The following is a 12,010-nucleotide window of genomic DNA, read 5'->3' as shown; positions in this document are numbered from 1 at the left end:
ACTCAGGGACTTGCCTCTCTTGCCTCCTCGACGGTCATCCTCACTTCGTTGACCCTTCGCCCCTCCATCGACACGATCTCGAAGGTCCGTGGTCCCACCACGACCCGGTCCCCGACCCGGGGGAGCCGGCCCAGCTCGCCGAAGAGAAATCCCCCCAGCGTGGTGTAGTTCCGGTCGTCGAGCTCGGCGTCCCACTGGTCGTTGAATTCGGAGAGGGTCATGGCGCCCTCGAGGAGCGGGGAGCCGCCGGCTGCCGGCGTCAATTCGTCCGGCACATCGTGCTCGTCGAAGATTTCGCCGACAATTTCCTCCAGCAGGTCTTCCATCGTCACCAGCCCCGCCGTGCCGCCGTATTCGTCGAGGACGACCGCGAAGTGCGTCTTCAGCCGCTTCATGTCGGTCAGGACGTCCTCGACTTCGCGGGTGCCGGGCACGAACAGCGGTTCGCGCTTGATACTGCCGACCGTGGCGGTGGGGTTGGCCCGCAGGGCGCGGAGGACATCCTTGGCCAGCACCACGCCGGTGATCTCGTCGAGGCTCGAGACGTAGACCGGATACCGGGAGCGGCCCGCCTCGGCGATGACGTCGGCGGCTTCCGTGACCGGCAGGTCGGCGGGGAGTGCAACGATCTGGGTGCGTGGCGTCATCACCTCTTCAGCGGACTTCTCGCTGAACTCGAAGACGCCTTCGAGGAGCCGCGCGTCTTCCGACTCCATGGTGCCGCCGACCTGGCTCTGCTCGACCAGCATCCGGATTTCCTCGGTCGAGTGGAGGCGTTCGTGGTCGCCGCGGGGGTGGATCTTGAAGAGGCCGAGCAGCCAGTTCGCGGTGCCGTTGAGCAGCGAGATCGGCCCGGCCATGAGCCACCCGAATCCGATCAGCGGGCCGGCCACCCAGCGGCTCACGTCCTCCGGATACAGCAGGGCAAGGGACTTGGGGACCAGCTCGCCGAGGACGATGTGCAGGGCCGTGATGATGGCGAAGGCGGTGGCGGCGGAGACGGCATGGGTGGTCCAGACCGCGGCGGGCTCGGGGAGGAAGGCAAAGAGCCCGTCGAGGAGGCCGGCCAGGGCCGGCTTCCCGATCCAGCCCAGGCCGAGGGAGGCCAGGGTGATCCCGAGCTGGGTGGCCGAGATGTACCGGTCGAGGTGGCGCACCGCCCGCCGGGCCAGCGCCGCCTTGCGATCGCCGGACTGGGCCATTTCGTCGAGCCGGGTGCGGCGTGCGCCGACGAGGGCAAATTCGGCCGCCACGAAGTAGGCGTTGGCGAGGACGAGGAGGACGACGGCGATGAGTCCGGTGCCGATGGCGGGTGTGGTGGACGGGTCCATTCCGGCAAGGTAGCGGCCCTCCCGTTCCCCCGCGAGGTTTTGCCCCCTTCCCCGGGGGGCTCTGGCCATTGCTCCCGCCAGTGGACTGCGCTATATATGCCGCCGTTGGGAGGGGGTGGAATGGGGTCTGGTACGCAGTCTCGAATGAAGTGCAGGGGCAAATGGCGGGTACAGAGCAGATTCGCAACATCGCAATCATCGCGCACGTGGACCACGGCAAGACCACGCTGGTGGACCAGATGCTTCGTCAGGCGGGGGCCTTCCGGGCCAACCAGCAGGTGGACGAGCGCGTCATGGATTCCAACCCGCTCGAGCGGGAGCGGGGCATCACCATCCTGGCCAAGAACACGGCCGTGCGGTGGAAGGGTGTCAAGATCAACATCGTGGACACCCCCGGCCACGCCGACTTCGGTGGCGAGGTCGAGCGGATCCTGCGGATGGTCGACGGGGTCCTGATCCTGGTGGACGCCGCCGAGGGGCCGATGCCGCAGACGCGATTCGTCACCCGGAAGGCACTGGATCTGGGGCTGCTTCCGATCGTGGCCATCAACAAGATCGACCGGCCGGACGCCGAGCCGATGCGGGTGCATGACGAGGTCCTGGGGTTGTTCATCGACCTCGAGGCGAGCCACGAGCAGCTGGACGCGCCGTTCCTCTACACCTCGAGCCGCCACGGGACGGCCACGGCGGAGCTCGACGAGCCGGGCCCCGACCTGGCGCCGCTGTTCGACGCCATCCTGGCCCACGTGCCGCCGCCGAGCAGCGACGCCAACGGTCCGTTCCAGATGCTCATCTCCACCCTCGACTTCACGACCTTCCTTGGGCGGATGGGGATCGGGCGGATCGAGCGGGGGACGCTGAAGGTGGGCGACCAGGTGGCGCTGCTGCCGATCGGGGCCCCCGGCCTTGTGGGACCGGAGGAGGCGGTGGAGCGGAGCCGCATCACGAAGCTCTACACTATCGATGGCCTGCACCGGGTGGAAGTGCAGGAGGCGGTGGCGGGCGACATCGTGGTACTGGCCGGGCTGGAGGGGATCGAAATCGGCCGGACGGTCACGGCGATCGACCACCTCGATCGCATGGAGGGCATCGCGGTCGAGGAGCCCACCATTTCGGTGGACTTCATCGTCAACAACAGCCCGTTCGCCGGTCGCGAGGGCAAGTTCGTCACCAGCCGTCAGGTCCGGGACCGACTCTTCAAGGAGCTGGAGCGGAACGTGGCGCTGAAGGTGGAGCCGACCGAGAGTCCCGACACGCACACCGTGTCCGGCCGTGGCGAGCTGCACCTGGCTATCCTGATGGAGACGATGCGGCGCGAGGGCTTCGAGTTCCAGGTTTCACGGCCCCGAGTCATCACGAAGGTCGGCCCGAACGGCGAGCGGCAGGAGCCGTACGAGGAGCTGATGATCGACGTGCCCGAGGAGTACATGGGGGCGGTCATCGAGAAGCTCGGGCCCCGGCGCAGCGAAATGCTGGAGCTGAAGAACCCGGGGCAGGGCATGGTCCGCATGATGTTCCGGATCCCGGCGCGCGGCCTCTTCGGCTACCGGTCGGAGTTCCTGACCGACACTCGCGGCACCGGCCTCATCCATCACCGGTTCCTCGATTACGGACCGTGGGCGGGACCGCTGGCCGGACGGAAGCGGGGCGTACTGGTGGCGGACCGCGAGGGCAGCGTGGTCGCCTTCGCGCTCGGCAACCTGCAGGAGCGGGCGCAGATGTTCGTGGCACCGAGCGACCAGGTGTACGAGGGGATGATCGCGGGGGAGAACAGCCGGCCCGGCGACCTCGACGTGAACGTCACCAAGGAAAAGAAGTTGTCGAACATGCGGACCACCGCGTCGGACGACAACATCATCCTGGAGCCGCCGCGGGACATCACGCTGGAGTATGGCCTCGAGTACATCGAGGAGGATGAACTGATCGAAGTCACGCCGAAGACGATCCGGCTCCGCAAGCGGAACCTCTCGGCGATCGACCGGAAGCGAGCCAGCCGCGCCAGCCGCGTGGCCGACGCTTCCTGAGTGTCGCAGGATGCCAGTCAGTCACTTATCGCCGGAGGGAGTTATGTGGGCCTGGGAGACGTCGACCGCGGTCGTGGGCAGGAAGCCCCGATTTGACGAGGATGCCGACGAGTTCGAGGATGATGGTTTCAGTTTTGATGACGACGAGGACGAGGACGATCTCGACGACGAGGATCTCGACGACGAGGACGCGGAAGATGACGACATCGATGACGAGGAATTCGACATCGATGACGACGACGATCCGAAGCCACGCCGCAAGCGCGGGGGCGACTGGGACGAGTAGCGGCCGTGGGGCCGCCAAAGTTGCATCGGCCCCGCAGCGCCGTTATCCTACCGCCTCCCCGGGCTGGCCGAAGGTGGCCGGCGAACCGGGCCTGTAGCTCAGGTGGTTAGAGCGCACGCCTGATAAGCGTGAGGTCGGAGGTTCAACTCCTCCCAGGCCCACTGATCTGAAATATCGACCCCGCAACAGCTTAGGTGCTGCTGCGGGGTTTCTGTTTCGTGCCCGAGTTGCGTTCTTTCGCGGTTCCTTTCGCGGTTGCTCAGGCTTTGAGGCGAATTCTCGAGTCGAGCGCGTTCCGCATCCGCCCTGCACGGCCTGATCCCTCTGTTGATATGCGGGTCCCAGGAGCACCCGGGGGCCTCGTGACTGCTCCCGCTGACGCAGACAGCTTGGTGCCTCAATCCGGATCGGGCGAAGCGCCTCACGCCACTCGAAGTGGAGCGCGTCTGCTCCAAGCGGGTCATCGCCGACCTCAGGGTGGACCGCTGGTTCCCGGAAGGGGTGAGCGCAGAACAATCCCGACGCCGGCGCATCTGCGGTCCGGTGCTGGAACGCCGGACGCGGCTTGCGCGACCACCGGGCGGGTGATATGCTATCGCGTCTGCCCTCAGCCAATCCACGGCACGCGCCTGACGACCTGGAGATCAGTGATGGAGCATACTCCCGCAGCACCGGTCGCTGGAGCCGATTCGCGCCTCACCAAGGCGCTCTGCGTTTCTATGCTTCTCTTGATGGCCGCCGCCGCCGGCTATGGTGGCTTCATGGCTCTCCAGTACTTCCCACGGATCGGCGTGTGACTCAGGTGGCCTCATGACCAAACGACAGACGCGCGCATTCTTTCTCGGGTCTACGGTGCTGTTTTCCCTCATCTTCGTCGTGCTGACCGTCGATAGTCATCGGCAGTTTCCGGCGCTGACGCACAGCGACCAAATCACGCCCGAGGTGCTGGCCGGGAAGCATGTTTGGCACCGGAAGAACTGCATCAACTGTCATACGCTGCTTGGGGAGGGCGCGTACTACGCGCCCGACCTGACCAAGATTGCGCAGCAGCGGGGGACCGCGTACCTCAGCGCCTTCCTCGCGGACCCCGCCAAGTTCTACAGTGCGGAGCGGGACCGGCGCCTCATGCCGAACCTCAACCTGTCGCCCCAGGAGATTGCCGAGGTCATCGCGTTCCTGGAGTGGGTCGGGAACATCGACACCCACGGCTGGCCTCCCCGGCCCATCCTCGTCTCGGGCAGCGCAATTCCCGGGGCGGACATCGGTGGGGCATCGCCGGAGGCGGCGTCGACCGATCCAGTGGCCGTGGGGCAGGCGCTGTTCGGCCAGTCCCCGCCCGGGTGCTTTGCCTGTCATTCCACGTCGCCAGGGGTGAACATGGTGGGGCCCTCGCTCGCGGGCATCGCGAGGACGGCAAGCGAGATCGTCACGAGCACGGCATACCAGGGCCAGGCGAAGGACGCCGCGACGTACATCCGCGAGTCGATCGTGGACCCGAACGCGTTCCTGGTGCCGGGAGCAAACTTTTCCAGCAACGGTCAGTCGCTCATGCCGTCCGGCTTCGACCAATCGCTGCAACCTGCGCAGATCGATGCACTGGTCGCCTACCTCATGACTCTCAAGTAGTCCGGAGCGGACATGCGTTATCGCACGCAGGCCGTCGCCTATCCCTACTTCGTCGTCGCCCTGCTCCTGTTCGGCCTCCAGATGGTGTTCGGCATTCTGTCCATCACCAAGTACCTCGGGCCCGACCCCATCCAGGCCATCCTGCCGTTTGATGTGAGCAAGGAGATCCACACCAACCTGCTGCTGGTGTGGGTGCTGACCGGATTCATGGGCGCGACGTACTGGCTGGTGCCGGAGGAATCGCGGACGGAACTGTACTCGCCGCGACTCGCCTTTTGGCAGCTCGGGCTCTGGACCCTGGCCGGGGTGACGGCGGTGGTCGGATATCTCTTTGGCTGGACCGAGGGCAACAAGCTGCTCGAACAGCCGATGCCGGTGAAGCTCGCGATCGTGGTCGTGATGTTGATGTTCCTCTACAACATCGGCATGACGATCTGGAAGGCTCGGAAGCTCACCACCACGGAGGGGGTCCTGGTGGCGGGGCTGGCGCTGACGGCGCTGCTCTACCTGCCAGCGCTCCTCACGTTCAACAATTACACCGTCAGCATCTACTACCGCTGGTGGACGGTGCACCTCTGGGTCGAGGGCGTCTGGGAAATGGTGCAGGGGGGTCTCCTGGCGTATCTCCTGATCCGCCTCTCCGGCGCCGACCGCGAGGTCATGGAGAAGTGGCTGTACGTGATCGTCGGACTCACCTTCATCGCCGGGATCCTGGGGACCGCCCACCATTACTACTGGGTCGGTGTGCCCGCCTACTGGCTGCCCCTCGGCGCGTTCTTCAGCGCGCTGGAGCCGCTCGCCTTCCTCGGCATGGCGGTCTACGCGTACATGGCCATGCGGCGCTCAGGCCTGAGTCACCCGAACCGCCTGGCCCTGCACTGGACCATCGGGAGCGCCGTGTTCTCTGCGCTGGGCGCCGGGGTGCTGGGACTGGCGCACACCTGGCCGTCCGTCAACAAGTGGACGCACGGCACGATGATCACTGCGATGCACGGACACATGGCGTTCTTTGGCGCCTACGTGATGATCGTCCTGGCGATGATCACGTACGCGGCGCCGGGACTCTTCGGTCACGACGAAGAGCACACCGATTCCTCCGCGGGGATCTGGGCGTTCTGGCTGCAGGTCGGCGGCATGTTCGGCATGACCATGGCATTCGCGGCGGCCGGGATCGGCCAGACCTACCTCGAGCGGGTCCTGGGCATCGGCTACCTACAGACCCAGCAGAAGATCCAAGTCCATTTCCTGATGGTGCTGGCCACCGGCCTGGTGTTCGTGCTGGGCGTCGCGCTCTATCTCTACGATTTCTTCCTCCTGGCGCCCCGGCGGTCCACCCGGCTCGCCAATTGGCCGGCGGCGGGGGCAGGCACCCCAGAATGATGAAGTGAGCGCGCAGGGGCTTTCCGCGTCCGCGCGGACGCTGCCGGACGGGCTGCGCCATCCGGGCGGAGCGGAGCCCTACTATCTGCCGGTCGGAGATGAGGTCACGATTTTCGGCGAATGCCACCGCCGGGGATTGGCCGTCATGCTCAAGGGACCGACCGGGTGCGGCAAGACGCGGTTCGTCGAGCACATGGCCTGGCGGCTCAACCGCCCCCTCGTGACCGTGGCCTGCCACGACGATTTGTCGGCCAGCGATCTCACCGGACGATGGCTGGTCCGGGGCGGGGAGACATCCTGGCAGGACGGGCCGCTGGCGCGCGCCGCCCGCCTCGGGGCGATTTGCTACCTCGACGAGGTCGTCGAGGCGCGGCAGGATGTCATCGTGGTTATCCATCCCCTGACAGACGACCGCCGGATGCTGCCGGTCGAGAAGACGTCCGAGTTGATTGAGGCCGCGCCGGGCTTTCAGCTCGTGGTGTCCTACAATCCCGGATACCAGCACGTCCTGAAGGACCTCAAGCCGAGTACGCGCCAGCGCTTTGTCGCCCTCGAATTCGATTTCCCCCCTCCCGAGGTGGAGGGTCGGGTCGTGGCGCACGAGGGTGGGGTGGATCACGGCACGGCGGCCGCGCTGGTGGAGCTGGCCCAACGGATCCGGCGGCTCCGGGACCGTGGACTTGTCGAAGTCCCCAGCAGCCGGCTCCTCGTGGCCACCGCACGCCTCATCGCCGGCGGTATCGCCCCGGCACAGGCCACCCGCGTGGCTCTGATGGGGCCGCTCACGGACGATCCCGACCTCCTCGCCGCCATCGGCGACTTGATCGCCGCGACTTTCTAGCGGGTGGCGGAGCCCGAGGACGTACTCGCCGAGGGTGCGCTCTACGCTACAAAGCTGGTGCGGGAGCTCTGGGCACGACGTGCCGATGGCACCCCTCAGCCTCCGGGTCTCCGTGAATTGCGCCGGCGTCTGGAACTCTTCATCGCTGCCGTCTTTCCCGACGCACCCGACATCGGTGTGGCAGAGGCACCGGCGCTGCCAAGCTTTCTCGCCAGGGTCGCCCACCGTCGCGTGGCGCACCGAACCCCTTCCGTTCCCATCGCATCGCTTCAAGGAAATCAGATTCGGCTGCCCGACCGTCTTGACTCGCTGCCGGAGGCCCGGGTGGCTGGCCGCTATCGGCTGTTGGCCCTCGAACAGGCGGCGCGGGCGCACCGGGGCACCCGAATCGCCGCACCCCGACGGGACACGCTGGTCCGGGATCTCTACTTCCTCGCAGAGGCGGCGGCCATCGACGCTTGGCTCCTGCGGATGTTACCCCGTCTCACCGAGGAGTTCAGGGAGGCGAGACGGGACGCGGCGTCAACCCGGCCGGAACGAGGACGGATGTCCGAGCAGGACCGCGCGGTGGAACGACTGGTGCTCGCGCTGCTCGCTGCCGATCCGACTGGACCGCCGCCGCCTTTTGTCGAGGCTGCCACTGCGGCCCATTCGTGCGCCTGGGCCGTTGCCCACCAGCAGAGGGTGTCCGCGCTCGCCGGTCCCTATCGCGGGATGGCCCCCGTGCCGCTCTGGGGAGCCATTGAGGACGTGTCGGACACGGCGCCGGCATCGACCCCGACCGGCGCGGGTGATGCCGCTCCCGCCGCGGGCCGAAGTCGAATCCTTCCTCGGCGCCCGCGCACTCGGGACGCCGACTCCGACGAAGACGACGACACGCCGGGAACCTGGATGGTGCGAGCCGATGACGTGCAGGAGAAGGCAGAGGATCCCGCCGGGCTGCAGCGACCCGCCGATCGGGATGACCAGGCCGACCCGGGCGATCTGGCGGATATGCTCGCAGAGTTGCCTGAGGCACGGCTGGTCCGCCGGCCAGGCCCCGTCTCGGAGATTCTGGCCGGCGAAAATCCACTCGCTCGCGTCCCGGGGGCCGCTGCGGCGGCCGGACCGGGTGGCCTGGTGTATCCCGAATGGGACTGGCGGGCGGCGGCCTATCGATCGCGGGCGTGCGTGCTTCGCGAGCGGCTGGCCGAGGATGGCGAGGAAGCGTGGGTGAGTCGCACACTGCGCCGACATGCCTCCATGATCCGCGCTGTGCGTCGCGATTTCGAGCTGCTCCGGCCCCGGCGGATCGCGCTCCGGCGGCAACCGGACGGCGCCGAACTGGATGTGGATGCCCTGGTCGCCGCGCACGCCGACCGCCGGGCCGGGAGCACCGCCGATGATCGCTTCTACATCGACGTGCGTCCAATGCAGCGAGACACCGGCATCGCGCTGCTGGTTGATGTCAGCGCCTCCACCGATGGGTGGGTCACCGGGCAGCAACGGATCATCGACGTGGAGAAGGAGGCGCTCCTGGTGGTGGTGGAGGCCCTCGCCGCGCTGGGCGACCCACACGCGGTGCTGGCCTTCTCGAGCGAAGGGCCATCCCGGGTCGTCGTCCGCGTACTGAAACGCTTCGGGGAGCCGACCGGGATGGCAGCCGTTCGTCGGCGAATCGCGGGCCTCGAGGCGGATGGATACACGCGGACGGGGGCCGCCCTTCGGCACGCCACCGCCTCCCTGGTGCAGCAACCCGTCCGGCATCGGTTGCTGCTCCTTCTCTCTGATGGGCGCCCAAACGACGTCGATGAATACGAGGGCCGCTATGGGATTGAAGACACGCGCATGGCGGTCGCGGAGGCGCGGATGCAGGGCGTTCACGTGTCCTGTCTCACCGTGGACCGGCAGGCCCCGACGTACGCCACCCGGATCTTCGGGCGCCACTTTACCGTACTTTCGCGGCCGACACAGTTGCCGAGCGTCCTGACGAGTCTCCTTCGCGGGCTGGTCCGCCGGTGACGCCAGGCCGGGCCGATGCCGGTATGGGCCCGGCACGCTGTTGCACGCAAACCGGGCGCCTCCATCCATTCATCGGGTGCTGCAACATCTTCCCGGACGGTGCTATTTTCGTTGCCATCAATGTCGACGCACTCCGCCCCTGAATCCGCGCCGCTGGCCGACCGACGCCTCCTCCTGGTGTCGGGGCTGGCCATTGTCATTGCCCTCGGTGCCGGCGTGCTGGCCGAGGCGCTCATGGCGCTCATCGGACTCGTCACCAATCTGAGCTTCTACGGGCGGTGGTCACTCGCCTTCACGTCACCCGCCGGCAACGCCCTCGGTGCCTGGGTGATTGTCGTGCCGGTGGTTGGTGGGCTGATTGTGGGCGTGCTGGCGCGCTGGGGTTCGCCTGCCATCCGTGGCCACGGCATTCCCGAAGTCATGGAGCGGGTCCTGGTGGGCGAAAGCCGGATACCGCCCCGTGTCACCCTGTTGAAACCTGTCGGGAGCGCCATTTCGATTGGCACCGGTGGTCCCTTCGGCGCGGAGGGCCCGATCATCGCCTCGGGCGGCGCGCTGGGCTCGCTCGTGGGACAGGCGCTTCGCGTCACCGCCGACGAACGAAAAACTCTGCTGGCGGCCGGCGCGGCGGCTGGCATGTCCGCCGTCTTCGGCTCCCCCGTTTCCGCGACCCTCCTCGCCGTGGAACTTCTCCTCTTCGAGTATCGCCCGCGCTCGCTGGCCCCGGTGGCCCTGGCCTCGGCTGCCGCCGCCGGATTCCGCATTGCCGTGCATGGCCCGGCGGCGGTCTTCCCGATGGAGTTCATCGCGACCCCGTCGGGGATGGCCCTGGCCGCCTACACCGTCATCGGCGTCCTGATTGGCTGGCTGGGCGTTGTGATCACCAAGGGGCTTTACCGCATCGAGGACGCCTTCGAACGGCTCCCCATTCATTGGATGTGGTGGCCGGCCATCGGCGGGATCGTGGTGGGATTGATGGGATACCTCTCCCCGCGGACGCTCGGCGTCGGGTACGACAACATCCAGCAGTTGCTGGACGGCAGCCTGGCGGGGCAGGCACTGCTCCTGCTGGTCGTCGCCAAGCTCATCTCGTGGTCGATTGCCCTTGGCAGCGGGACCGCCGGCGGAACGCTCGCGCCGCTCTTCACCATCGGCGGCGGCGCCGGGGTGTTGGTGGGTGCGGGGGCTGCCGCCGTCCTCCCGATGCTCGGCATCGATCCGCGAGTGGCGGGCCTCGTCGGCATGGCGGCGGCGTTCACGGGGGCCTCCCGAGCGCTGCTCGCATCGGTGGTGTTCGCCTTTGAGGCGACGCACCAGCCAATGGGGCTCCTTCCCCTGCTGGCAGGGTGCACCGGTGCCTACCTGATTTCACTCCGGACGATGCGCTACACCATCATGACGGAGCGACTCGCCCGGCGCGGCACGCCAGTCATCACCGAGTACTCTGCGGACTTCCTGGAACGTCTCCTTGTGCGGGACCACGCGACGCGGGCGGTGGTGACCCTGTCCGCCGATGCCACCGTTGCCGAGACCCGGGCCTGGCTGTCGGGGGAAACGGCGTCCACTCACCAGGGATTTCCAGTTGTTGAGAGCGACGGCCGGCTGGTCGGCCTCTTGACCCGACGGGAGATTCAGAATCCCGAGGTGGCAGGGGATGCGTTCCTCCGTGGCCTGATTCGCCGGGTGCCCATCGTGGTCCAGGGGCACCAATCCCTCAGGGACGCCGCGGATCGCATGGTGCAGGCCAAGGTCGGCCGCCTGCCGGTCATGGCGGAGGATGGATCCGGCCGGGTGGTAGGGATTATTTCCCGGAGCGACCTGCTGACGGCGCACGAGCGCCGACTGGACGAGACGGAACGGGTGGCGGATGCGACGCTGTGGGGGTGACGATCAGCGGGTGCAAGTAGCGGGCGGCGACCCTGAGATTCAGGTGGTCGCCCCGACGGTGTTCGAATCCGTCATCCTGCCGGAGGTCGACGCTGGCGCATCAGTGCCAGGAGGCACAGGACGGCAACGGTGGCCGTCGACACCAAGAGCAGCCCTGCCGATGGCACGGCCAGCCACTCCAGCGATTCCTTCGCGGCGCCGGTGCTGCCGAGCGCGGGAGCCCGGAATCCGGCCCACATCCAGAAGACGGCGTACCCTAACCCACCGGCACCGAGGCCGATGCTGATAGCCCGCGTCACGGCAGGCGAGGTGCCGAGCAGGATGACCAGGATAGTTAGCGCCACCGCCGCCGTGCCGAGGCTTCCGGCGTGCAAGTGGGCGCGCTGCATGTACGACCAAGACTTGTTGACTACAGCGCGGGCCTCGGCATCGTCTCCCTGATAGACCGATGTCTGCACGGCGGCCGCGGAGGCTGAGAGGCGCGACCTGATGGCATCCTCGTTGAGGCCGAAGATGCCCCCGAGGCCGAAGCCGAACAATAGAGTCAGTACCGCCAGCGTGAGGCCGGGGAGGGCGGCCAGAATCAGCGGCGCTGTCGGTGGAGGCGCCGTGGATGTGTGTGACATGATGGGCG

The 12,010-nt window shown here is 67.3% G+C and carries 10 protein-coding genes and 1 tRNA gene; 9 read left to right on the top strand and 2 right to left on the bottom strand.

Annotation, left to right across the window (positions count from 1 at the left end):
* Window positions 1-2: 2 nt before the first annotated feature.
* On the bottom strand, window positions 3-1,400 hold the full coding sequence (locus R2910_00175; GenBank protein MEZ4411383.1) for a hemolysin family protein: 1,398 nt from the start codon (window positions 1,398-1,400) through the stop codon (window positions 3-5).
* A gap of 92 nt (window positions 1,401-1,492) precedes the next feature.
* Here R2910_00175 and typA point away from each other — a divergent pair, with 92 nt between their 5' ends.
* The 9 genes from typA (at window position 1,493) to R2910_00130 (ending at window position 11,376) form a co-directional block, all read left to right on the top strand.
* Window positions 1,493-3,355: a translational GTPase TypA gene (typA, locus tag R2910_00170; protein ID MEZ4411382.1), complete on the top strand. Its 1,863-nt coding sequence runs from the start codon at window positions 1,493-1,495 to the stop codon at window positions 3,353-3,355.
* Window positions 3,356-3,398: 43 nt separating this feature from the next.
* On the top strand, window positions 3,399-3,641 hold the full coding sequence (locus R2910_00165; protein MEZ4411381.1) for a hypothetical protein: 243 nt from the start codon (window positions 3,399-3,401) through the stop codon (window positions 3,639-3,641).
* Between the two features lie 87 nt (window positions 3,642-3,728).
* Window positions 3,729-3,802 (top strand) — tRNA-Ile (locus tag R2910_00160).
* Between the two features lie 489 nt (window positions 3,803-4,291).
* Window positions 4,292-4,438, top strand: a complete 147-nt coding sequence (locus tag R2910_00155; GenBank protein MEZ4411380.1) for a hypothetical protein — start codon at window positions 4,292-4,294, stop codon at window positions 4,436-4,438.
* Window positions 4,439-4,451: 13 nt separating this feature from the next.
* Entirely contained in the window at window positions 4,452-5,267 is an 816-nt protein-coding gene (locus tag R2910_00150; GenBank protein ID MEZ4411379.1) for a c-type cytochrome, read from the top strand.
* Window positions 5,268-5,279: 12 nt separating this feature from the next.
* Complete coding sequence (locus R2910_00145; protein ID MEZ4411378.1) at window positions 5,280-6,647, top strand: cbb3-type cytochrome c oxidase subunit I; 1,368 nt, start codon at window positions 5,280-5,282, stop codon at window positions 6,645-6,647.
* Between the two features lie 4 nt (window positions 6,648-6,651).
* A complete protein-coding gene (locus R2910_00140; GenBank protein ID MEZ4411377.1) occupies window positions 6,652-7,488 on the top strand; it encodes an AAA family ATPase in 837 nt (278 codons plus the stop codon).
* Window positions 7,489-7,605: 117 nt separating this feature from the next.
* Entirely contained in the window at window positions 7,606-9,489 is a 1,884-nt protein-coding gene (locus R2910_00135) for a VWA domain-containing protein (protein MEZ4411376.1), read from the top strand.
* Window positions 9,490-9,609: 120 nt separating this feature from the next.
* Window positions 9,610-11,376: a chloride channel protein gene (locus R2910_00130; GenBank protein ID MEZ4411375.1), complete on the top strand. Its 1,767-nt coding sequence runs from the start codon at window positions 9,610-9,612 to the stop codon at window positions 11,374-11,376.
* A gap of 71 nt (window positions 11,377-11,447) precedes the next feature.
* Here the strand turns inward: R2910_00130 and R2910_00125 are convergent, their stop codons facing one another.
* Window positions 11,448-12,002, bottom strand: coding sequence for a hypothetical protein (locus R2910_00125; GenBank protein MEZ4411374.1), 555 nt, complete (start codon window positions 12,000-12,002; stop codon window positions 11,448-11,450).
* Window positions 12,003-12,010 lie beyond the last annotated feature (8 nt).

The organism is Gemmatimonadales bacterium (assembly GCA_041390145.1).
GTDB lineage: Bacteria > Gemmatimonadota > Gemmatimonadetes > Gemmatimonadales > GWC2-71-9 > SPDF01.
Note: the sequence above shows the minus strand (reverse complement) of the source record. Positions and strands in the feature narration are given on the sequence as shown.